The sequence below is a fragment of the Pedobacter sp. 22226 genome, assembly GCF_052045455.1.
Lineage (GTDB): Bacteria > Bacteroidota > Bacteroidia > Sphingobacteriales > Sphingobacteriaceae > Pedobacter > Pedobacter jeongneungensis.
In genome coordinates, this window is the sequence record NZ_JBQEPB010000001.1 from 409,165 (window position 1) to 433,983 (window position 24,819).

Annotated in this window: 16 protein-coding genes and 1 pseudogene; 10 read left to right on the forward strand and 7 right to left on the reverse strand. The window is 41.5% G+C overall.

Annotated features, from left to right (window positions below; genetic code table 11):
- The first annotated feature begins 92 nt into the window (after positions 1 to 92).
- Positions 93 to 1,211: a hypothetical protein gene (locus ACTJKC_RS01780; RefSeq protein ID WP_440789719.1), complete on the forward strand. Its 1,119-nt coding sequence runs from the start codon at positions 93 to 95 to the stop codon at positions 1,209 to 1,211.
- 47 nt (positions 1,212 to 1,258) lie between these two features.
- Here the strand turns inward: ACTJKC_RS01780 and ACTJKC_RS01785 are convergent, their stop codons facing one another.
- A complete protein-coding gene (locus ACTJKC_RS01785; protein WP_440789721.1) occupies positions 1,259 to 3,673 on the reverse strand; it encodes a UvrD-helicase domain-containing protein in 2,415 nt (804 codons plus the stop codon).
- A 621-nt stretch (positions 3,674 to 4,294) separates the two neighbouring features.
- Here ACTJKC_RS01785 and ACTJKC_RS01790 point away from each other — a divergent pair.
- The 8 genes from ACTJKC_RS01790 to ACTJKC_RS01825 all read left to right on the forward strand — a co-directional run bounded on the left by ACTJKC_RS01790 (position 4,295) and on the right by ACTJKC_RS01825 (position 17,021).
- Complete coding sequence (locus tag ACTJKC_RS01790; RefSeq protein ID WP_440789723.1) at positions 4,295 to 4,762, forward strand: Lrp/AsnC family transcriptional regulator; 468 nt, start codon at positions 4,295 to 4,297, stop codon at positions 4,760 to 4,762.
- Between the two features lie 1,226 nt (positions 4,763 to 5,988).
- Entirely contained in the window at positions 5,989 to 6,480 is a 492-nt protein-coding gene (locus tag ACTJKC_RS01795) for a Crp/Fnr family transcriptional regulator (RefSeq protein ID WP_440789725.1), read from the forward strand.
- A gap of 56 nt (positions 6,481 to 6,536) precedes the next feature.
- Complete coding sequence (locus ACTJKC_RS01800; protein WP_440789727.1) at positions 6,537 to 7,442, forward strand: bacteriophage abortive infection AbiH family protein; 906 nt, start codon at positions 6,537 to 6,539, stop codon at positions 7,440 to 7,442.
- A gap of 124 nt (positions 7,443 to 7,566) precedes the next feature.
- Entirely contained in the window at positions 7,567 to 9,627 is a 2,061-nt protein-coding gene (locus ACTJKC_RS01805; protein ID WP_440789729.1) for an ATP-dependent nuclease, read from the forward strand.
- Positions 9,628 to 9,718: 91 nt separating this feature from the next.
- The gene (locus tag ACTJKC_RS01810) at positions 9,719 to 11,200 is read left to right on the forward strand and encodes a DUF262 domain-containing protein (RefSeq protein WP_440789730.1); all 1,482 of its coding nucleotides are present in this window, start codon (positions 9,719 to 9,721) and stop codon (positions 11,198 to 11,200) included.
- Positions 11,190 to 13,199, forward strand: a complete 2,010-nt coding sequence (locus tag ACTJKC_RS01815) for a GmrSD restriction endonuclease domain-containing protein (protein ID WP_440789732.1) — start codon at positions 11,190 to 11,192, stop codon at positions 13,197 to 13,199. The genes ACTJKC_RS01810 and ACTJKC_RS01815 overlap by 11 nt, the downstream gene beginning before the upstream one ends.
- A 118-nt stretch (positions 13,200 to 13,317) precedes the next feature.
- Entirely contained in the window at positions 13,318 to 14,100 is a 783-nt protein-coding gene (locus tag ACTJKC_RS01820) for an endonuclease NucS domain-containing protein (RefSeq protein WP_440789734.1), read from the forward strand.
- 230 nt (positions 14,101 to 14,330) lie between these two features.
- A complete protein-coding gene (locus ACTJKC_RS01825; protein ID WP_440789735.1) occupies positions 14,331 to 17,021 on the forward strand; it encodes an SMEK domain-containing protein in 2,691 nt (896 codons plus the stop codon).
- Between the two features lie 535 nt (positions 17,022 to 17,556).
- Here ACTJKC_RS01825 and ACTJKC_RS01830 read toward each other — a convergent pair.
- The 4 genes from ACTJKC_RS01830 to ACTJKC_RS01845 all read right to left on the reverse strand — a co-directional run bounded on the left by ACTJKC_RS01830 (position 17,557) and on the right by ACTJKC_RS01845 (position 22,910).
- Positions 17,557 to 18,702 (reverse strand): hypothetical protein, encoded by a 1,146-nt coding sequence (locus ACTJKC_RS01830; RefSeq protein ID WP_440789737.1) that lies wholly within the window; start codon positions 18,700 to 18,702, stop codon positions 17,557 to 17,559.
- A 111-nt stretch (positions 18,703 to 18,813) separates the two neighbouring features.
- Entirely contained in the window at positions 18,814 to 20,601 is a 1,788-nt protein-coding gene (locus tag ACTJKC_RS01835) for a hypothetical protein (protein ID WP_440789739.1), read from the reverse strand.
- Positions 20,602 to 21,172: 571 nt separating this feature from the next.
- Positions 21,173 to 21,565: a hypothetical protein gene (locus ACTJKC_RS01840; protein ID WP_440789741.1), complete on the reverse strand. Its 393-nt coding sequence runs from the start codon at positions 21,563 to 21,565 to the stop codon at positions 21,173 to 21,175.
- Between the two features lie 79 nt (positions 21,566 to 21,644).
- Positions 21,645 to 22,910, reverse strand: a complete 1,266-nt coding sequence (locus ACTJKC_RS01845; protein ID WP_440789743.1) for a hypothetical protein — start codon at positions 22,908 to 22,910, stop codon at positions 21,645 to 21,647.
- A 239-nt stretch (positions 22,911 to 23,149) separates the two neighbouring features.
- Between ACTJKC_RS01845 and ACTJKC_RS01850 the strand changes: the two genes are divergently transcribed.
- Positions 23,150 to 23,608, forward strand: a complete 459-nt coding sequence (locus ACTJKC_RS01850) for a hypothetical protein (protein ID WP_440789744.1) — start codon at positions 23,150 to 23,152, stop codon at positions 23,606 to 23,608.
- Between the two features lie 118 nt (positions 23,609 to 23,726).
- Here ACTJKC_RS01850 and ACTJKC_RS01855 read toward each other — a convergent pair whose 3' ends face one another.
- Positions 23,727 to 24,488: a hypothetical protein gene (locus ACTJKC_RS01855; protein WP_440790303.1), complete on the reverse strand. Its 762-nt coding sequence runs from the start codon at positions 24,486 to 24,488 to the stop codon at positions 23,727 to 23,729.
- A 69-nt stretch (positions 24,489 to 24,557) separates the two neighbouring features.
- Positions 24,558 to 24,815 (reverse strand): annotated as a pseudogene (locus ACTJKC_RS01860) (hypothetical protein); the annotation flags it as partial.
- Between the last annotated feature and the right edge of the window lie 4 nt (positions 24,816 to 24,819).

Below are 24,819 nucleotides of genomic sequence, written 5' to 3' on the forward strand. Positions count from 1 at the left end.
TATGGCATTTTTTTATGCTTCGCTATAAAGACATTTACCTAATTGATCCTGGAACTATTCTGGGAAGAACAGACCGCTCTAAAATTTAAAACATGCAACGCAACTCCAGCCCTACTACCTCGAACTATTCCAGGAACGAAGCACGTAAATTACCACGAAGAAAAGCAGATAAAATAAGGGATGCTTTGGTTATTCTGTTGATCGTTCTTTCTTTGGGGCTGGTCGTATTTTCCTTTTATGCACCTACTTATTTTACAGGTAAGACCGAGTATAAAGACTATTTGCTGACTGGTACTATAGGTGATACAATAGGTGGCGTAATGAACCCTTTCATTGCACTTGCGGGCGTATTTATTACTTTTTTGGCCTTCTACATGCAATTCAGGGCAAATAAACTTCAGGTACAGCTGTTTACACAGGCGCAAAACGAGCAGAACTATTTGCTAAAAGAACAATTGTTTTTCAGGTTAATCGATAACCTCAATCAACGGATCATTAATTTTAGTTTCACTGAACACCTTAATGAAAATACGGTCACACACACCAGTTATAGGTCCATGGATGCACTTGCCAGGGATTTTTCCCGCCGCATGAATGCTGCAAGTAAACTAGTGGGCAAGGGGCTGTTTGTAGAAATGCCCGAAGCCATTCCAGCTAAATGGGTGCTTTCGGTTTGTCAGGCTTCTTTGATAGGCAATATATATGATGAAAAACAGGCACTCGAACTGCGTGAAAAAATTACTGCCTTACCTACCGTAGGGGAACGGACAGAACTCATCAAGAAATACTTTGGCGATCCACGCCGGACGAATTCAATGCTGGATGCTGAACTCGCAAGGCTAGCTGCGGCATTTTTTTACACATGCAGTTTTGAGTTAAGGAAAGAGGCATACGGAATGGTTTATACCAACGCGTACAGAAATCTAGGGAACTTTTTGGATGGCTATACCAAGAATATCGCCTATCTGATCGACTTCATTTATAAGAATGGACAGCATGAATTTTTCCTTGATTACCTTATCAGCAATTTGAGTAACCAGGAGCTATTATTGATCTTTTATTTTTGTGCCTCTGATCGCTCTACTGAGAAATTTAGGAATCAGGTACGTGAGATTGGACTTTTGAACAATTTAGCCAATATGAAGGAAGCTTTGTTTGGTAAGCCTGATACCAAACAGCTGGAAAAGGAACTCAGCCTGATCCTCGCGTAGGGATACCTTGATTTGCTTAGTTAATTTCTTCCTATAAAGCAGCGACTTTAATATTCCAGGTTGATATTTTCTTCCATTTCGTGTTCTGTTCTGAGTTCCCCGATGAACTTACTCGGGTTGTGCTTGTTGTACATCAGATACACCTTATGACGCGCCCTTGTCATGGCCACATAAAAAAGCCTGCGCTCCTCCGCATTGTCATAACTGCCACTATCTTCAAGCAGGTAATCCAGTACAGGATCATCAGCGATTTCCGATGGAAACCCAAAGATTCCAGAATCAAGGCCTAAAAGGATGGTGTAGTCGCATGTGAGTCCTTTACTCCCATGTGCGGTATGGAAAGAAATCCGCAAGCTTGGGTGCATTTTTTTTAGTTCAGAAAGCTCAGTAGGTATGTTGTGGTTGTATCTTCCAATTAGGAACACATTTGCCTTGTGGGCATTTTTTGCAATATCCCTTAGAAGCTCATTGATCCTATCAAACAAATAAAGATCAATTTCTGCTTTTTTCATTTTATTCAGAGCTACAGGAACTAACGTAAAGGCAGGAAAACTTGCGTCAAATGGGGAGTGTAGTTTCTTTCGGAGCTGTCCTGGGTTTTTCTGGATAAAGGTGCTGCTTACCTGCAGAATTTCTGTATTGAAACGGTAGGTCTGCAAAATCTGGTTATGCGAGGTGGTACCAAAATATTCATTGAAGCGGCTGATGATCGATACGTCGCTGCCGTTGAAACGGTAAACCGATTGCCAGTCATCGCCCACTGCATAGAGCTTGGCTGCAGGGTTGGCTTTTTTCAACGCGTCCAACAGTGCATACCTTCCCTGGGACATATCCTGAAATTCATCCACCAGGATATATTTATAGGTTTTTTGGTATTTACCATCCCTGATGTAGCTGGTCGCATGGTTGACCATGTCGTTAAAGTCAATGCTGCCGGTATCTCGTAATTTTTTTTCGTAAGCATAGAAAAGCGGGGTGAAAACATCAAGAAAGACCGAAAACCGCTGTTCCATGCCCTCAGTTTTCAATTGGCCGGGCATAATCCCCCCGGATTTCATCAGGTTAAGGAAAGTATAGATCAGGCCGATGAACCCCTCGAAGTTTTCTGTTTTTTTCAGCGTGGCAATGATTTCTATCGGGTTTCTTTTCCGTAGAAGTACGCCAAATGAACTGAGCTGTGCTTTTAGTGACCGTAGCATCGATCCATCCCTGTTCTGGAAGGAATAGGTTTTGATGAGCCTGGTGCCATACTTTTGATGGATCTGCTCTTTCCAGGTTATGCCATGATGATAATACTCCTTTGCAGTTTTAAACGGCGGTTTCGTAGAAAACCAGTCTGGCACATCACCGTTTCTGTCAATGCCGTAATGTTCATGGTAGATATCGTAACCAGGGAGGTAAAAATCTGGGGCATAGGCCTTGAAATCCGCATTGCGGTCCTCTCGTTCCAACGGGAAAATTGATTCATATTCGAAATCAACCTGATGCAGGTAAAGAAAATTTGCGATCTGGAGTTCTTCCGCGCTTTTTACCTCAATGCCGTTCAGGCTGATGCAGTGCTGTGACTGCTGGTGCCTTTTGAATTCTTCTGCAGAGTTGAACTCAAATTCGTCCTTGATGGGGCGGTTAAAAAAAGCCAGGAAATTGATGGCTTTGGATTGGAAGTCCTCATCGCTTTTGAAGAGCAGGTCAAAATGCTGCTGGAGGAATGCCTTGGCCTTGTAGTCCTTGCCTTCAAAGGCGATCTGTTTAGGATGGGGATTACAGTGACGGACTACCTGGTTGCCAAATGAATTGAATGTACGGAAGGTGACTTGGTCTACACCAGAATCTTTTCCACAGAAACGCAAGGTGCGGTCAAACATTTCCTCTACTGCCGCATTGGTGAATGAGATTACGAGAAGCTCTTCAGGCCTGGCCAGTTTTTTGTCCAAAAGGTAGGCAATCTTTGCGCTGATCGTGGTTGTCTTTCCCGTACCCGCACCTGCGATGACCAGGTTATTGTCTTCCTCACTGACTACTGCTCGCATCTGCTCATCGGATAGGGGATATTTTTCCAATTTTGAGAAGAATGGTCTGTATTGGTCTGTTTCAGACCGGGTAAATGCTTTGTTATACTCTAGCCTGGATTTTTTGATATTGCGGTGGAGGCCGGTAAAACGGTCAACGGTACTGAACTCCTGTTCAGTCAAGCTATAGCTGGGATAATCTTTAGGTATCCGCGACAAAAGATAGGAATGCCTGGATTCCAATTGGCGGTAATCGTAATGGGCGAAATATTTAGTGCCTGAGAAATACCGGTTGAATTCAGCGCTAGCCTTTTCTATCTGGGGCAAAAGTGCGATCAGTTCCTGTTTGTTTTTCTGGGTTTTCTGCCAACGGTGATAAAGGTACCAGGTGCCTAGGCTTACGATGATAAGGATAATCTTGACCAGAATGCTGGGACCACGCTGTTTGTCCATAATGGGGTGATGTTTGTTCGAAGAGCAGAAAATTAAATTGCAATGATAAGCAAAATAGGATGGGGGATACAAATTTTTCTAAGTCCACAGTGTTTGTGAAGGAATTCTATTGACAGTCTTTCTCATACAAGTTTTTATTTTTTGCCCGATGTCTTCCTGGTTTACGATAATTAGGTCTTAGGTTACTGCAATTGGTTTGAAATGAGTTCTCGGTATTTAAGAAAGAAAGGAGCCGGCAAAGACCGACTCCAACTAATTATAACTACTCTTACTAGACTAAAACTCGGCTGGTCTTAGCCAGCCAAAATCGCTATCCGGGTTTTATGGCTGACCCCGAAACGCAGATTAAATTTTGTGCTGCAAATGTGGGGCGTTTTTTGTAGTTGAAAATATTGGGCTTAAAGTTTGGTAAATCGGGCTGTTATTTGGTTTTATTTCGAAATAAAATTCCGTCATCAGATATTTGGTTAGATGTGATTGAAATTTAATTCTATTTAAGCCGGGCTTTAACTGGTATATCAGCCCCATGGTAATTTGCAATGAGGATAACAAAGCGATATATTTGCTGCTCATTATAACGGATGAACATGTTTATTAACTTAACTAGCCAAATCAGCTATAATGGAATCTTATTATCCCGATCAAACGGATCTAGCCATCTTAAAGCTTCTTCAAAACGAAGCAAGAATTACCTATAACGAAATCGGCAGGCGGCTGCACAAAAGTAAATCGCCCATCATCGAGCGGGTCAAAAGACTGGAGAAACTCGGATATATCCGCGGCTATGTGGCCCTACTGGATTATGAACTGTTAAGGGACTGCATGATGGCTTATGTTCATATCCGTTTGCTGGATCATTCTGGAGCCGCACTAGAGGAATTCCAATCAGCCGTGGCTTCATATCCGGAGGTGTTGGAGTGCTGCCATACTACTGGGGAAGATGATTTTATCTTGAAGGTGGTAACCAGTAGTCTGCAGAGCTATAATGCTTTTTTGAGACAGAAGCTAGACAGGTTGCCAAATATCGGTCAGGTGAGTTCTTCGATGGTGTTAGCCCAGGCTAAGCATTCCACTGCGGTGCCGTTTTGATGGTTGGCAGGACGCGGATGTTCTTTGTTGTTTTTCTGCTTTTTCCCTGTTTTTAGACCAAGATGCTTGCGTAAGTATTGACACAGGTGTTTTTTATTATCCTTTTTTTATTCCTGGTCTAGGGCTTGGGATATCATGCGGCTAATTTTAACGACAAAATTTTAAGTAAGCACTGGGAGAATATTGGTGTCTTTAGCGGAATATTCGTTTGTTTTGGTGCTAATTGGCAGTCCGATTTACTGAACTTGCCACATCATTATGCCTCGTGCTGGCAAATTCTGAATATTGCAGCATGATCCTTCAGAAATCGAGGGATCAGACACCTGGTTCCGGTAATTATGTTTTCATCGGATTTGTTTTATATGCATATCCGGAGCTGAGGAAGCTGGACGTCCCGTGAGTGGTTTTAACGGGTACAGGCATCTTTAAATAAGGGCCTGTACCTTTTTTAGGATTTGGCTTGGGGCATTGGGAATTGATTTTTGTTTTACATTTTTTTTGCACTGGGTATTGAAACCTGGTTTTGATAAGAGGCTATATTTTCTTCATTAGTAGCAATTTTAGTTTAGGTGGCGCGATGCCAATCTGGTTTCTGGTACAGGGTATAAAGGCCCTGTACCTTTTTGGACCTGGTTGTTGTGGGAGATAGAAAAGGACTTTTCATAGAGGAACAGTTAGTGATCGGCAGGGCGCGCTTTGGATAAAGGTGCCCTGCTTTGTTGAAGAGATTTGGCCCTTAGAAAACCAATATTATATTTTATTCTTTTTACCGGGTTTGATGCAAGGTTCCCGTATCGAGACTGGTTTTGTTTTATGCTTTTTTTACCCGGATAGCTACTTGGTTCCAGTATCGAAGCTTCATTTTTTTGTGAGGGGCGCTAAATCTGGTTTATGGTGGTTTTCTTGATATCCTGCGGCAATCCTGTGAATGGATTTTACAGGGCAGTGGAAACTTAATTGTTCACTGGATGCTAGTTTGCCGATTGAGAAATTATTGTTTAATTATAAACCGATTCTTTCCAACTTTCGTTCTTATCTGCCGGGGAAACCGGGATACAAAAGAAGGGGACTGTAGAGGTCCTCTTTTTTAAGGCTTGGTTGGTCAGGATCATAAATGGTTCCGGAGGACCAACTTCTACCGATTTATGCTCTCCAATTTATGTTACCAGCATCTGCTTGGGCGGATGCAATATTTCCATGCGATATCGCCTGGTTTTATCCAGTTGATGAAGCCCCTTTTAGAATTAATCGAAGTACAAAAGGGAAAACTGTTGCTGTCCAAAGGGCAGAAGCCGTCCAGAGTATGGTATGTCCTGAAAGGTTTTATCAAAGAGGTCAGTTACGACTCGGGGATCAAAAGGACGAGCTGGTTCTGGGGGGAGGGGGATTTCGTGTATGCATATCCAGGTTTTTTCTCACAGGGGATTGCTGTAAATGATATCGAGGTTATTAATGATGCCATGCTGATTGAGATCAGTTATGAGAAATTTATGGAGCTCAAGGGCAGCTTTGAAGAGGTACCGATACTAGTAGAGCGGATCAGGGACTATTATGACGGGTTACGGCTGGCACATGCCTCTGACCTGTTGAGCCTGAAGGCGGCACAACGGTTCAGGAAATTTATAACGGAAAACAAAGAACTGTTCGGGGTGGCAAAGAGGAGGGATGTAGCCAGTTTCCTGGGGATCAAGGATGATAGTTTAAGGAGATTTGGGTAGCTTGGATGAACTTCTCCGGGATAAATAATCCATTATCTTTGCCTGCAAAATAAGTTATGCACTCAAAAATACTTTACATTATCGGCAATGGATTTGATTTACATCATGGAATCCCATCGTCATATTGGCATTTCCGCAATTATGTTAATGCTAACAACAAAGAATTGTTTCATGCCCTGGAGAAATACTTTGATCCTGAACAACTCTGGTCGGATTTTGAATCTGCGTTGGCAGATCTTGATACTGACCATATTCTGGAGGAAGGCCGGAATTACTATGTGGATTATGGCGCCGAAGACTGGAGTGATGCCTATCATCATGATTACCAATATGAGATTGGCGAAAGGATAAAACTGGTCACCACCGAACTAAAAAAAAACTTTACCGAATGGATTCTGAGTCTTGATATTCCGGGTCAAATGGAAGACATGTTAAAAATTAACCGTGAGGCTATATTTTTGAATTTCAACTATACCCCGACGCTTTCCAGGTTATACAAGGTTGATAAATCCAATACAACCTACATCCACAATGAAGCGCAAAGCGAAGATTCTGACCTGTTGTTGGGGCATGGTATCAATCCCGGCCCCCTCCCAGAAAGAGGGGATGAAGGTGAGGATATAAGGATTACCGAAGGACAGGAAATTATTGATGGCTACTTTCTGGCCAGTTATAAGCCTGTGGAAAAAATCATAGCTGAAAAACAGGATTTTTTCGATTTACTGACTGGGGTTGCGGAGGTAAATATTTATGGGCATTCCATGTCACAAGTTGATATTCCGTACTTTGCGGAAATCATTAAGCGGCTTGATCTTGTACGTGTAAAATGGCGCGTCAGCTACTACAATGAAGGTGAAGATGCAGAAAAATTGGCTGCCTTGCTGGAATTGGGTGTGCCGGAGGAGAATATCACAGTTGATAAGCTGGGGAATTTTGACACCGGCCAGCTAAAATTACTGTAAAATCATCTAAGTTAACTAGTTACAGATTTATTCTGATGAGCCTGTGTTTTTTTGCCTGTTCATTGCCAAACTGCAAAAAATCACTTAATTTCAGTTTCTTTTTTAAACTGATTTTAACGCCTCAATGAATAATCTAAGACTATACCAGAATAAAGCAGAAACAGAGTTTTATAGTGGCGGTAAACCACTTTATTTTCTGGAGAATATTGAGCGTGTGAATATTATTGTAGGCGCTAATAACTCTCGCAAAAGCAGGTTTTCAAGGAATATCATCAAGCAGGAGTCTAAAGTGATTTTCGAATTTGAAGCATCGCTGAATGATATTTATCATGAAATTCTTATCCTGCTCGATGAACTTAGCGTTAAAAAAGATGCTGGTAAGAAACTTTTGTCAATTGACCCGAAACGGAGTGGGAAAAGCGATGAAATCTACGAAGAGCTGACTTCTTATTTTGCACAGAGTACGGGTAATAGCTACGAACTGGGCTGGCATGAGATCACGACCAGTTTAAAAAATATCAGTGAATCGCTCATGGCTGTCGGTGAGGATGGTAATTTTAATACGCTCAAAATAATAATCCGAAGGTTTTCTACAGCGTTGACATACGTTCGCACGATTTACGAATATTTTCAGTCGACTGGCGGGAAGTTTATGTTTGGCTCTGCCGTGGGGATCACCGGGGTAAACTATAATGTGCCAAAGGTTAATCCTGGGAACGTTATTCCTGATGTCGATGCAACCCTGGATCTAATCGGCAGAATAATTATTCCGATAGCTGCCCTGCGGGACATTGAGGCTAAGTTTTATCCGAACCAGCCCATGATCTACATACCGGTGTTGCGGACTTCCAGAATGCTAAGTGGCGGGGACAGGGATGTCTTTTCAAAAACCATAATTGATCAATACTTTAGAACTGAAATTCCGGGTCTTTCGATAGAAACGGGACTTGACCTTTATGAAAAGATCCAGTTCGCGAGAAACGGGACCAAGGCCCAGCGCAATGGATTTACCGCATTTGAAAATTTTATCAGCGAGAGTTTTTTTGCAGGCAAGGAACTGGATATTGTGGCACAGCAGTCAAAGGCGCATTCAACCGACAGGGACATCAGAATAACCATCGAAGATGAACGTGAAGACATCGCTGTATATGATCTTGGCGACGGTATACAGGGTGTTATTAATCTGCTGTTTCCGGTGTTTACTGCTCAACCTGGCACTTGGGTATTCATTGACGAACCTGAAAATCATCTTCATCCGGGTTTTCAGAATATTTTTATGAGGGCCATAACAGAAAACCCGGAGATAATTGGGAAAAATCTGAGGATTTTCATCAGTACACACTCCAACCATATTCTCTCAGAAGCATTATTGGGTAAACAAAAATGCGAAATCCTTGTGTTCAACAAGAGGGATAAGGATTCCTCGTCGGTAATGAACCTTGATGGAAATGAATATAGCGTGCTTGAAATGCTGGGCGTATTCAACACATCTGTGCTGATCAGCAACTGTACCTTATGGGTGGAGGGGGTTACCGACCGTTTATATCTAAGAGCGTTTCTATACGCTTATGTAAAAGAGCTCGCCACAAAAACAATTAACCCAGTTGAGGGAATGCACTACAGTTTTATCGAATATGCCGGGACCAACCTGATTCACTATAACTTCGATTACGATTCGGTTGATGAAAGCGAAGATGATACCATGAAAAAGATTAAGGCATATTTTATCAACACCAATATTTTTCTGCTCGCGGATTCTGATTTTGATCCGGAAAAGCATAAAAAATATGAGCAGATAAAAAGAGATAACTTCACTTACCATCAGACTGGACTTCCGGAAATAGAGAATCTGCTGCCGAAAGCAATCTTACGTAAATGGTTGATTGACATATTCAGCTGTGATCCGGCAGAGGTTGACAGTTGCTTGAATGAAGAGATCGGCGACCAGAAACTAGGCAAATATTTTTCGGAGAAAATGATGTTCAAGAACAAAAAGAGATACAGAAAGTTTGAAGGTCCAGGGGGCACTTTGAGGTCAGATCTGAAAGATTCACTGGCTGACTTTACACACCGGGCCATTACTGACGGTACTTTCAGCTGGGAGGATTTACAAAAGTCCCCAGGAATTGGGGAAATGATGCCGTTAATCTACCGATTTATCGAGAAGAACAACCGTTTAAGATAATTCCGATCTCTTTAATCTGATTTTACGGCATGAAAACCCGGTATCAGTTGTTATCAAGTCATATAGCAGTCAACCAGACATCACAAAAAAAATGAATATAGGCGCACCCGAAGAAATAAAAGCAGGTACCCTCACCGAAAGCAATTTTTGGAGCCATCAGGATGAGGAACCGAAAGACCGGGCTGAAATTATCAGCATAGGTAATCTGCTGGAAATGGATATCAGGATCCCGGAATATCAGCGCCCCTATAAATGGGATGAGGGTAATGTCGGGCAGCTCATCAACGATATATTCCTCCATCGGGATAAAAATGCCTATAGGATAGGCACCGTGGTTATCCACCTTAACCGAATGGAAGATAAAATATGTAATGACATTGTCGACGGACAGCAGCGGTTTATCACCCTCAGGCTTATTGTCTATGCACTTTGCCAGATAGTGGGTGATGGATCGGGGTTCGAGGCTTCAACACATAGGGATATCAATGATTTAAGGGGAAAGCTTGATCTGATGGAGATCCGTTTTACCAGTGAAAAGAGTATCAAGCAGCTTGCAGGTAATTTTCAGCATGCGCTGCGTACGGCAAACAAGTATGATGATAGGGCAATCCGCTTTTTTCTGGACAAATGTCAGGTTGTGGTGTTCTATCTGGAGGATGTGACCGAGGCATTTCAGTTTTTCGATGCACAGAACGCGAGGGGAAAAGATCTTGATCCGCACGACCTGCTCAAAGCTTTTCATTTAAGGGAGTTCGATCCCAATGAGGTTCAGTTGAAAAACAGAACTGTGCAGCAGTGGGAAGGGATGGACCAGAAACATATTTCCACGCTTTTCAGCGAGTACCTCTACCGGATAAAGGGCTGGTCCAACAAAAGCAGATGCAGGGGATTTACGAAAAAAGATATCAGACTTTTCAAAGGGGTAAACCTTTCCCGCACCAGGAATTACCCTTACATCAGGCCAATGATGATCACACATAAATTTGTAGATAATTACAATGTCGGGTTTGAGCGTGATATTGATGGTGCGAAGATGGACTTTCCCTTCCAGCTTGACCAGTTGATCATCAATGGTAGAAGGTTCTTTGAATTCGTAGCTTATTATAAACGGATCATCGATGAATTTGTCGCCAATAAAAGCAGGACAGGACAAGTCAGTGAAAAATCGACCAGACTGCTTGACCTTGTATATAACAATAAATATAAAAACCGGGATGGTGAAAAGTATATCCGCTCCATGTTTGAATGCGCCATGATCTTTTATATTGATAAATTCGGATATGAGGAAATCGATCTTTTTATCGAAAAAGCATTCGTGTGGTGTTTTCAACTGCGCTTTGAGTACCAGCGGCTGGGTTTTGATACCCTAGATAGGTATGTGCTGGATCATAACCTGTTTTACAGGATCAGAAACGCGGTAAGCCCTGAAGGGGTAATGGCATTTGGCCTGGCCGTTCCGGTGAAAAAAGAAGTTGAAAAATATTGTGAGGAACAGATAGCAGGCAAGGAAAATAGAAGAATGGATTATAGGATTGCAAAATTTTTCAGATCAAAGACATACTATGCTAATTAACGAAGAAGAGATCAATGAACTGGACATCCGCCGGTTGTTTTTGAATGGTGACCGCTATCTTATTCCGATATACCAACGGAATTATGCCTGGGGCAAAAAGGAGATAGAGCAGCTGATATTCGATATCAGGGATTATTTTGAGCAAAGCCCCGAGAAAAAATATTACGTGGGAACCCTTATTGCAGACAAACGGGATTATAATGGACAGACTGTATTTGAAACAATAGATGGCCAGCAACGGCTAACAACCTTCAATATCATCTGCCTTGCCCTGAAAGCAATGAAGAGGGCTGAAATGCGGGATTATTTTGCAGCAAATATCATCAGTTTTGAGAGCAGGGTGAACTCAGACCTTACATTGGAGTATATTTTCAGGAACGGTGCGGAATATCCCAAAAATATTGATTTCAGCACCGGTATCTACGAAGGGCTGAAGTTGGCAATGGAACAGCTTGAAATACTTGAGAAAAAAGAAGATTTCGAGTTCGGTAAATTTATTGACTATATTTTTAACAATGTCATTCTTGTGAGGGTGCTTGTGCCGGAGGGTACCGATCTCAATCATTATTTTGAGATCATGAACTCACGTGGAGAGCAGCTTGAAAAACACGAGGTATTAAAAGCAAGGTTGATGAAGGAGCTAAACGGACATGCGGGTTCCGCAAAACTCCGGGAAGCGTTTGCGCATATCTGGGATGCGGTTGCGGATATGGATAGCTACCTTCATATGGGCTTCGCGAAGGATCTTAGGGGTAAGTTATTTGGAGCGCATTGGTATAGTTTTGTCCAGGCAGACTACCGTGGGCTTTTTGAGGTGCTGACGGGCATGAAGTTGGAAACGGCTAGTGATAACGATGCTGGCCAGATTGAAACCCTTGCCAGGGTCCAAGGCATCGATTTTAAAGAAATTATCAGTAGTACAACTGATGAACTCATGGGGAAATTGCAGCGCATGAAAAATGATCATGTAGTCGCCGATTCCGAGTCTGCCCAGTTCCAATCCATAGTCAATTTTCAGAACTTCCTGCTACATGTACTTAAGATTAAGCAAAAGGATAATGCCATTGCGCTGGATGATAAAAAACTGCTGACCTTTTTTGCTGATGTCCTGAAGGGTAAAAATAATCAGGATGCGATGGAATTTGTGCTGGATTTTGGTTATCAGCTACTGAAAGCAAAATTTCTGCTTGATCAGTATGTAATCAGAAGAGAATCATCGGGATCGGGATCATCATGGAGCCTGAAGATGCTTAAATATTATCCGGTAACAGCTGAAAGAAAAAATGATTCCTACAATTATGTGAATACTTTTGGTACATCCGGAACTGAACTTGTTCTGCTCCTCTCGATGTTCCATGTATCCAACCCGACCATGGTCTACAAAAACTGGCTGTATGCCTGTCTTGATTATCTGATGAAAAACTATCGCTATCTGCCAGGGTATCATGATTCGGCTCCCGTAGAGGTTGATCCTGACAGCTACACTGGGTTTCTTGTTAACCTTGCCAAGCGTTTGTTAAGATTCCGTTACCTGCATAACCGTGAACAGGATTATAATGAAATAATCAATGGCGGGGAACTCGAAGAGAACAATCTGTCGGATATCAAACACTATATGAGTTACGGGAATCTGAGAAATAATCTGGTCTTCAATTATATCGACTATCTGCTGATCAGGCAGTCCCCGGATAAATACAGGGACTTTGAATTTTCTTCTAGAAGTTCTGTAGAACATTACTTTCCCCAAAATCCGATTGGTGGACAGCCGATCAAGGACCCAGATATCCTCAATTCAATCGGGAATCTCTGTCTGATTTCACATGGCAGCAATTCCAGGCTGAGTAATCATCTGCCGGAGGCCAAAAAGAAATATTACATCGAATCCAGATCCAGGGAAAGTGTGAAACAACTGGTGATGATGGAAGAGGCGGAGTGGGGAACAGATGAGATACTGAAGCACCAGGAGCGTATCGTGGCACTGATATCGGCCAATATTTAATTAAAAAATACAGATACTATCCATCAGTGAAGATATCCCGGAAGAATAGATGATTATTACTGTGGGCCAGTGTGGATAAATTCCATGGCTGACCGCGGATTAAAAAAAACATATAATTATGGAGAGACCATATGTGTGGCAGATGATCGGCCAAGCCGTTGAGGCATTAGGCGGACATGGCAGTTACCAAGACATTAAAAAATATATCAGGGAAAGATGGCCTGATGTAAACGAATCAACAATCAATGCGCAGATCATTGTGCTTACCGTAAATCAGCCCTCCCGGATACATTATCCAGAGAATAAGAAAGCGCGGCTTTCAACGGGAAATTACGACCTGCTATATACTGTGGGAAGAGGAGAGGTGGTCCGGTATAATCCGGATGAACACGGTATGTGGGAGATATTCCATAATGAATTCGGCGCGCCAGGGGTGAGGCAGGTGATCGAGGAGGAAAATTATACCCAAGAGACAGAGGAGGATGGAAACCCGTTCCTGTTTCCTCTTGAGGCAAACCTTCGTGACTTTCTTATCAAAAACCTCCATACTGTCAAAGGAAAAAAACTGAAGCTTTTTGTTGATGAGAACAAGCGTGACGGGAAAGAGTACCAGGCCGGTAAGATCGGTTTTATTGATATACTGGCCGTAGATGATGCCGGTGATTTTACAGTATTTGAACTTAAACTGTCCAAGGGACCTGACAGGGCACTCGGACAGTTGCTTCGGTATATGGGATGGGTGAAACATACACTTGCAGGAGGAAAGAAAGTGCAGGGCGTTATTATAGCAAATAAAATGGACGAAAAGATAAAGTATGCGGTAAGCATGGTGCCTGATGTTTCGCTTTATGAATATGAAATGAAATTTGAGCTGACCAGTCCGCCGTCAATCGGATTATAGCCCGGGATTCTGTCGTGTAAAATGACATCTGCACCTGTCAATTATCTGGTATTTAACTTGTTAAGTTTGTCTGAAGTATTTGTTGGTTGTTATTTTCGTGATCGAACATCGTGTGTTTCATCTTATTTTTTGGATTTAGAGATTTCATATCCTGGCGTGATAAGTCTTTTATAGAAATTTGAGAATTTATTTGCCTATTTTGACCTCAAATTAATTCTCTTTAAGTTTTCATGGATAAGCAGGTAGGGGCATTTGATGCCCAGAATAGAATCATCGGTTTTTTGGCGCGCTTAGATAATATGTTGGTCTTATCCAATTCTAATGGCCAAAATTCACTTTCCACAATGACTGAGGGACTCGTCTCGGAAATTTTGTCTACACTCTTCGAAGTCCCATTTATTTCTGCAAACCGTGAAATTGCCAATTACCCTGGGATAGATCTAGAGTGCCAAGATCAGAAGATTGCGGTCCAGGTCACCTCAAATAAGGAGAGTAGCAAGGTTTCTCAAACCATTGAAATATTTTTAAAACGCGGATTTCACAACGTTTTCAGTAGACTGATGATCGTTGTACTGGCTAATAAAGATTATCAGCAGGATAAAATCAGTGCCGCGGTTGCTAAATTGAACAAGAAAATGGGGACTGATTTCGCATTTGATATTCAATCCGATATTATCGATCTGCGGAAACTTAATAAGCTGATCGGGAGTTCAGGGAGTGAAAAAATAATTGCTATCCATAATATATTGCGCCGCTATATGGATGGTGAAGATTCCATTGCTGGATTGCAGGACTATTTTCAGAAGCTTAAAGCATTGTATTACCAGCCGGTAATGGATGAAGATTCGGGAATGACCCTATCGGGAATCTATGTTGAACCAGCCTTTTTGGTACATACGATGTCTGGCCAAGTCGGAGCAGCCGGACTGAAGTTCGCGGACGATAAGACACATGATTTTGAGCTTGTGGAGGAAATTTCCATACACCGTTTGTTGGAAGACTGGCTTTGTGGTTCAGGGAGCTACAGTTCATATTTCCTCAGGCCGAATGCCAAAGTTGCCATCATCATGGGCTACCCCGGGCAGGGAAAGACCTCTATGTGCAAAAGATTGGTACATGATCTGCTGGGGAAAGAGGGACACAGGAACGTATTTTATGTCAGATTGAAAGACATCATTGATACGCGTTCCTTGATCCACAGCCCGTTCAACGTCATTTGCGATGATCTTGCCATGGAATTGGGTAGCGATTTTGATAGGGACATGCTCAAAAACAGTATCACTGTTCTGGATGGACTTGATGAGTTATATATGAAAGATAACCTCAAGGCCGACGACATTGAAACATTCGTGAAAGATGTTATACGTACAGCGGAGCGCCTTGAAACTTGGAATGTGATCATCACTACCAGATATGGCTATATCAATTTCAACCGGCTGTATAAGGAGAACTATCTGGCGCTGTTGTTAAAACCACTGGATCTTTCTCAGCAACTGATTTGGTTGGATAAATACAGGCTGTTCCATCCAGAGGCATGGATAGATAAAGGTTTCATAAGTGAGGTAAACGATGAAGGCTTCGGACCGGTACATTTCTTAAAAGAGGTTATCAATCAGCCCCTTTTGCTGTATATTATTGCTTCACTCAAAAATAGGATTGACATCCAGTCTGGTAGGACGGAAATATATAACATGCTCTTTGACCAGATTATTGACCGGAGGTATAGTAATGAAGGCCAGATAGAGAATCTCAGGGGACTAACCAGGGACGAGCTGAGATTTATGCTGCAGGAAATCGCCTATTTAATTTTTAAATCAGGTGCGGGCTTTCTGAGTAGCGATGAAGTCCTGGGCGCTGAGAGCCTCAAGGATGTCCTTGCGAAGATTGGTGATGGCCATCTTTCGGACAGTCTTAAAGGAATTCTGATCTCTTTTTATTTTAAGGAAGTAAAAGATCCAAGATCACTGCAGTCCATGGGAATAGAGTTTTTTCATAAATCTCTGCAGGAATATCTTACCGCAGAGCGGATCGTTGAAATAGTCTTTTCCGAGGTGTTGAACAGGGATATCAGGGGCAACTATATTCTCAAAAAGGGGCAACAGCTCCTTGTGTTTTTAAATGATGTTTTTGGTGCACAGGAGATCACTACGGAAATCTGGGACTTTATCAAAGACCTGCTTGCTAAAAAAGACCTGGCAATGAGGGACGAACTCAGCCAAAGGCTATCAGCCCATATTGAATATCTTTTTGAAAAAGATTTCATACTTGAATTTGGGGGACAGCAGGTTGATCCAGTCAGAAAAATGCTGTTAACATTTCGCGGCTACTGGACCTTTATGAGACTCTCATTTCCCGATAGGGATTACATTCAGGACCGCACGTTTGCGAGGAAATTTTTTGCCTATGCCGCTTTGGCTATGAACCTGGATCCGGATCTCCATTTCGAGATGATGATTGCCCACCAGACCTTCAATGATGCCCGTTCAGAAAACCTGATTTTTGTTGCAGAGAGTGTCAAAAATGCACAGTTTTCGAATGCATCGTTAGGATTTGTGCAGTTTATGGACTGTAATGGGGATGGGATGGCTTTTCTCGGTTCGGAATTGCAGAAGTTGTTGATCGATGACACCACAGGAAAGATTCTTGTTGAATCCTGCAGGATTACATCCTTGGAACTCAGGGCATACGTTCCTATGGATCTGACTTTTAACGCATGTTATTTCTTATCCGAGACAGCTGCCGCTATAAGAAATGGGGGAATGATACGATTTGTAGATTGTGTTTTCACTAAAAGAGCATATCAGGGCTTACAAAAGTTGCGTGAAAAATTGGTTTTCAGGAACTGCGAAATCGAAGAAGAAAAAACTATTGGTAAAAGATTTGAGACCGTAGTGGAGACTTCAGCAATACCGAATACATAATTCTGGTTTCAGGATCCTGCAATTGGGGTATTAGTAGCGAGGGATTTTTCTCTCCGGAAGTGTTTGTTTTACTTATAAAACAAATCTGAAAATTAATCATCGGGATTTGTGCTTGTAGAGAGATTGTTGCAACCTTGGATATATTTCATGGAAAATGCGGACTGATTAATTATGTTTTTTAATGCGTCTCTCAATGCATTGCTCCTGAGGGGGGCATGTTGCCGGTTTTGGGAGATTAAAGGCTTTTTTATTATTTAGTAGCAATATTAATTTAATGTTTTGGGCGTGTGCACAATGGACCGCGTCTTCCGCTGTATCTCTCTATGGGAGGATGCCCCTCAGGCGTTGTTGATAAAGAACCTAGCAAAATCTTAAGTTGTTTTTAAATGCTGGATATTATCAACCAGTTTGCCACCGCACGAAAAGCGATTTTTTGCGTATAAGAGATGAAAGACTTGTGATAATCTACAGTATAACTGACCATTTTATTACTTAGGATCAAACCATTTCAAAGTTACCCCCGTTAAAGACTTAATTAAAATGGTAGTTCGTTGATGGTAAAAATGAACTTTCCGGAATACCTAAAGTTATCCCTTAACCATTCAGCCGTAATTTTATTGCTCTTTCCATCGTTGTTAATGTAGTCAATCAATTCCTCACTGGCATTGAATTGGACTTCAAGCACTGCCTGATCGTTGATCATAAAATAAGGCCAACGGAAATCATCTTCCTGCACATGGAACTTTCCCTGTAACTCATACTTTAATTCACTTATCAGGTCGTCCTCGGTACCATTGACCACAATCTTTTTGGCATAGTAGTCTTCCCAGATTTCTTTCTCATAAAACCTTGGGATTCCATTTCCGACAAGATCGATATTGAGTTTATGCAGATTATTGAAATCTTCGATGACTTCTTCCAAAGCGGAAAGCTTCGCAAAGACAATCCTGCTATTGTGTTCTTTTTTATTCACCAGAAACCGGTTAACGTAGTTAATCCTTTCAATTTCCTTTTCAGTGAAATCGTCATTGTTGCATTCCAGTTCTATGAATTTACCAACATCTGCCACCGTCAATAGATTTATGTTGTAATAATATTTTCTGTCCTGCCTGCGTATGGGAAGTGATTCAAGTTCATAAGCCTGCGATTTAATTAACGTAATGATACTTTCAAATATGGCCGAGTCCTGACCAATCTTTTTAACCTCGCCTTTACCCTCATATTCCCTGAAGGCAAAAACGGTTTTGTTATACTCGAATTTCGTATCAAGCTCTTTATGGATTTTTTCGTTGCATCCCTTCAAGTCCGAAAAATTTTTGCCCTTCAACTGGTAATTCAATATTTCGGAATTTGACCAAAAAGTGAAAGGTACGGTATCGAGGTTCCATTTGGTACCCTTTGCATTACGTGTTAAAAAAATCCAATCTTTGAAGGCGCTTTTTTTGCAACTGATGATCAATGCAGTATACACCATTACATTGTCTACCTCGTTTGCTTTGTATACCAGTAAATCCATTTCCCTTTGGATTGATTGTACATCGTCTATGTAAAATCTATTATGGATTACGCTCCAATCGTGTTTTTCTAAAACCGTTGCGACCTGATGTTCTAAAATAAAACCGGTTTTTTCTTTGATTTCCTCCGCAATGCTTACAAATGGAACTTCTGTTGTCTTTTTCAAAATGGATAGTGTTAATTTATTCTTTAATGTAGTTAAAATTTGTCAGGGTATAAGGTAATAGAGGCAGTTTAACTATCGAAATTTATTGAGAGAATTGTTTGAGGACCAAGTTTATCCGCGGTCTTTAAAAAGAATGGGTGCAACCTTTTCCAGAATAGGCGGAATCTTTTTCAGGCCTTCCTTCTGAAAATATTCGTTTAAGAATGTCGAAAATGCTATTTGTTTTGATAGCACATGGCTTTTCATTTCTTGCTGGCTACGGAATTTCAAATGCGACTCTTTTTTTGTGTGCTGAACATATTTTTTGATTACTTGATTTAAGGCAATATTGCTGGCAAGGCCGACCTGATGGTAGATAAGGGAATCAATGTTGATTACAACCAATGGATTTATCCGCTTTACAAAAAGCCCTTCCTCGGCCAAAATCTGTACCTCTGCTTGAAACCAGTAGTCTATAAGCCTATTAAATCCAGGCACGTTATATTGATGATCATGAACGATTAGAATAGGATAAATGTTTAAATCTCTGTAATGATAATTGGTGTCAAGTACAAATTCCTTCTTGAGAAGCTTTCTGATAAAGGCAATGAGTTGCATTACCCCTACGTGTTTTTCCTTACCATTCACTTCTTCAAAATAGAGTTTTTTCTCAAATTCATCTTGGTAGCGTTCAAAATCAAACGACATCTTAGCGTCAGCCGGGATCAAAAAATCCTTTGATTCCATAACCATGGCGTCGGTTCCTTTCCTTAAGTAATAATCCGGTCCACCAATAATGCCGTTTTCAACCATCTGCTGCCCCGAAAACTTTATTTTCAAGGTAGGGAATATTGAATCAATCACATCATACAAGAGCACACGTTCGGAGAAAAAGTCGCCATAAATACTTTTAAGTGCAGGGACCTGATCATGTTTGTCCAAACCATTATTTACATCTCTCAACAGAAAATAAAGCCCTTTAAAAATCTTTTCGACAACAAATAGGTTGAAGATTATGCGGTATTTTCCTTCAGCAACCTTATAAAACGGTCTTGACCTTAATGTTAAAAAATCATATTCGTTGAGATTATCATCGGGTTCTACGATCAGCTTATCCAGAAATGCAATGGCCCTGTTCCTATGTTCGCCATCAGGCACCTCGAAATCCGTATGCCCTTCCCTGTGATTCTTCATCATAGACATAGTCAACGGCAGAAAACTTTTTAGGTATTCCTCCCAGTCTTTAACACCGAAATAAGCCAGGAAGGCATTGTAGAGGGCTTGCGTTTTTTTAAAGGATGCCAAAAATTGGAATAGCATTGTAGCTTTCCACAATTGGGTAATCCATATTTCATTTAGGTCGTAATGGGTTTTATCCGAAATTGGGTAGTTCATGCTGAACATCATCATAGGAAAAGCAATTGCTCTTGGTAAATCTTTTGTAGAAGAGAAGGCATTTTGCTGGGCTGCTGTGAATTCCGAATTCATAACCAAGTATGCTTTAAAGAAATTTACTTCAAACTCTTCATTCGATTGCGTCTGTGGCTCTTCTGGCAGCTTGAAAAAATGTTCGAAAAGTGTTAGGCTGGAGTAGGGGTTTACAATGCCCACTATGTTTCCTTCCTTTTCAAGGACTTTTATCCGGTCGAATATTTCATTCGCAATTTTATTATTACCACCACTAAAAAACATCCCTATAAATTCTCTGTTGTCATCATATTTGGACTGATGATTTTTGAAGCCGAGAAATGAGGATAAAACATTCAGGATAATTTCCCGGTTGCCACCCTTCAGATATTCTGTTACACTTAATGGTTCCTCATCTGGAAATGCAGTGTTAAACTCTAAAAGCAACCCCATTCTTACTGGGTTTCTGATCTCCTGTTTACCTATGTCCATATCTATCTTTTCTAGTTTCAAATATTTGAATGAAACTTACCACTATTTTAGCGAAAACATAAAAATAATGGGTAAGGAAACCGGAAATTGCTTTTTTTTTGTGTCCAAATGTTCTTTCGTGGTTTACTGGTCTTTTCGCTCTTCCTACATAAGGTCGGTTTCAAAACGATTCCCACCACACTTTTACGCCCTATCGGCTCCGCCCGAAAAATGATTTTTTTCGCATCTATCCGTGAGGGGATGCTGTGGGTTTACGCAGGACTGCGCTACAAGTGGAAAGGGGAGTGCGATATGTTGCTGTTATCCCGACGTAATTTGCAGCTTACCCGTTCCGCCCTGAAAGATGCTTTTTTCTTTTCCTACCCGTTGGATGGTGCTGTGTGATTCCGTAGGACTGTGCCACAAGTTGAAGGGATAGTGCGATCTGTTCTGCTCTTAAATGTCGACTACGGGAGGATGTCGCTGCAATTGCTCACGCGCTATTGATGAAGACCTGTTGCGACATAGTTTGGGGTAATGGTTTAACAAAGCGGTCCTAGCAATGTGATCCGGGCTATTCCTCCGAATGTTTGTAGTCTATTGGCTTGGCTACTCAACGTATGTATCCGATAGTAGAGGCTGGTTCTTCCATTGCCTTTAGCTCCAGTTTGCGGCCGGTAAGCCTGGTGATCCTGTAGGAAAGAGTTTTATTGTTGTCCAGATAGAAATACAGCTCATCTTTATTCTTGATTTCCCATCTGGGCGACCATTTCTCCTGCGTATCGAAAAGGATTGCCCGGTCTTTCTTTATTGTGATATCGGTAAAGAACCATTGCTCTTTCCTTAGGCTGTGAAAGTGGGAGGTATCTATGGATACTGCTATGGTATCATAGGCAATATCGTATTTCCATTTTCCGAATAGCTGCTTTTCGCCTATCTGCTGTTGCGCCTGGAGCTGGGTTACCGCGGTTAAAAGGAGAAAAGCTATGATGAACTGTTTTAGCATAAAAGGGTTATTTTGGATGTTGGGTATCTTTTAAAGGCTTGAATTAACCCGATGCTTCCGGTGGGGGTAAAGAAGGATTTCAATCAGGCCTTATTATATGGTTATCTATTTTTGCCATCACGCTTTCGAACTCGCTCTTCCATTTTATAAAACCTTCAGCGGATTCAGTATAAACATGGAAGATCCGGTTAAATGAATCGTCTTCTATGATCAGGTATGCTGTTCTACCTTTGGATTTGATGATGTCCATAATGCCTTCCAGTTGCTTTAACGTCGATTTTAAAACATCAGGGTCTTTGTTGATACTCCAGATATAGGTCGCTTCTGCTGTGTTCAGTGTTTCCCAAACGATATGGTAGTTCCTTTCGCCCTGGATCAGGAAGAAAAATGAAAAAGGGTTGTGGGTAAACCTAAGCTTCATCACGCCGCTGGCATGCTTGCTGGATAGATATCTCAGGTGTTTGTAGTGCTTGTTATTGGAAACCTTTAGTATGTTCTCAAAAAAATCCTGCTCATCGGTGAAAAAAATGCCTGATTTTAATTTACTGTCGGTAAATGCTTCCAGATACTCTTCCATAGTAAACAGATTTTTGTCCGTGTCCAGGTTTGGTTTTTTTCTGGCATCCTTTAGGACTTCAAATCTTACATTTTCGATTAACTCCCTGTTGATCTTATCTATTTCAGGTGACTGGGCAACTTTTGATATGACTTCATTGTCAGATACATCAATAACGGCAGTAACCTCGATATTTTTTGTCTTTAGCACGTTTGCGAAATAATTTTTTACCGCATCGAATTCTGCTAGGATATCCTCGTTTGGAATGGTGAATGCTATGGACTTGCCTAGCTTTTGGATTTTAATATCAAAGGATACCCCGCCCGAGATGAATCGAACATTTTTGAGTGGGATGGAAAAGGTCTCCTTAATAGTCTGATTTTGGGGAGGTCTTGGAAGCGGTTCATAATTATTATAGTGTGCTGCCCTGTTTATTGGAGTACTTTGGGGATGGGACAATGAACCCGTCCTGCCGCCTGCCAAGGTGTTTAGAAGTCCTCCGGTATCAATACTGCTGAAGGTTACTTTTTCAAGGCTGTTTAAGATAGCAGAAAGCTGCAGCTGGTTATTTGTAAATTCCGTTTCCCCAATGTCATAGGTTAATATTTCACAGAATATTCTCCGCTCGTTCTCGATATATTTTTTTATCCTAAAAGTCCAGTATGCGGGGGACCGGAAAACCTTTTCTTTTACATGTTCAAGGTCGACTTGTTCAAATGTCATTGAGCGGTCTGGGGTCAGGTATGCTTTGTCCTGGTTAAATAGTATTTTAAGTTCGGTCCCTTCCATTGTTTAATGTGCCCGGTATAGCTTCAGGCTCTTAAATATAAGTACTTTACACAATATATTTATCTGTAGACAACACCTTTCCAATTAGATTCGGTTGGGAAAATCTTAGCATGGTTTGCTGAAGCTAAAAAATGACGATAGGTCGTTTTGGCGTTTTTTATAGAAAAGATTGCTTTGTGTTTTGGAACCGGTTAGCTTTGCAGCTAACTAAAATCTATTAAAAACCAATATATAAACACATGGGCAGCTGGGGGACTAAAGCACTTTATAGCGACGAAGGACTGGACATCATAAACCTATTGGTTTCATTTGTAGAAAAGTATCCGGACGTTGAAATGGGACAGCTCATTGCCTACTATAAAGCAAAAGGGTTTCTGGCACCGGATGATACAGCGATTGATTACCTCTATGACACCACGGCAATAGCTTTGAGTGAAATCTACCTGGAATATCAGCAGACGGGCCGGTTTACCACAGGTGATGGGCCGCTGGATATTCGTTCTCTCGTGGCAACGAAAAAGGGTTTACAATTTTTAATGACCTGTCTAGATGATATTATCCAGGAAAAACCGGATGAAGATGGGGAAAGGGAGTATGTGGATATACATAGGGGAACGCCGGGCTGGACGGCTTATATCAGGGATGTTTATGAAAGACTGAACGGCGAATATATGAGGCTGGAATGTAAGGAGGACTAGCTTGAATAATGATATCGCTTAGATGTATTAAGTTCTGAAGGTTATGGCTGTATAGTGCTAATTAATGTTTTGAAAGACCTTTCTGAAGGTAGGCGACTTTTCAGGTTTTTGGGGATAGCTAATCCGGCTCGATCGGAAGGTCAAGCTCATCATCCATTTTACCAATGATTAGTTTTACAATCTGGTCTGAACCGAATGGTCTGTCAACCATTTTCTTTGTTACCGGATCGTATGCCGTTAAGTTTTTAAGGATTTCTGGATCAGATTCGAAATGGAAAACACCTTTTTCCCCCACGGTTTTTTCCCTTGATCCCAGTGGAACAAATTTTTCGTGAACGTTAATGTTGGCTACTTTTTGGTGGTAAAACGGTGGGCAGAACAATGGGGTGATTGACATTTCTTTATGCATATAGGCATCATTGGCGTTGGCAGGGATCACAAACTGATAAGCCTGATTGCCAAAATATAGCATGCAGATGTGCCTTGGAAGCGTTTCGGTAAAGGATTTGATTTTAAAAATATAAACCCTGGGCGATTCAAATTTGATGGGCAACCAGTATTCCTTAACGGTTGCCATCTGGGATAACGGTTCATCAAACTCTTCGCCTGCCAGGGCCCTGATCAGAATATCATAATCTTTAATATCATCATCACTTAGGCTGGAGGCAGCGATTTTTAAAAGGGCTTTGTAGGCTTTTAGGGGAACATAGGATGCTTTGGTAAATTCGATTTCACACTTGCCGGATTCCACATCCATTTTTACTACGTTTTCACCTGCCTTCTCCATGACAATGGCATCTATTCCATATATTTCCTCCTGCTGGGCCGTGAGTCCATCATTGGCCCTGAATTTTGGGATTTTATTTTTCTTTCCTTTCATGGAGAAGATGGTCAATCCAACGCCCAGATAGGCGGATAAATTAGATTCATAGCCGGAAAATTTCGAATTGCACTGATCACATTCCTCCTGAAAGATCAGATATTTATTTCCCAGAAACTCGGGGATGTGGTGCGCGTCCGTCCTGAAGGTGGTTTCTGGATGTTTGCGCTTACAGAAGCGACATATCCTTTCCGTTCTGGGTTTCCATACCTTGTTGGCTTTTTCGGGGCAAAAAATGATACGGTAAAATTCATACTTTTCCATGAAGGCATCAAGCTGCCCGATCAGGGAGGGGTCAGTGAAGACGCTTAAATACATTTGATCCATATGA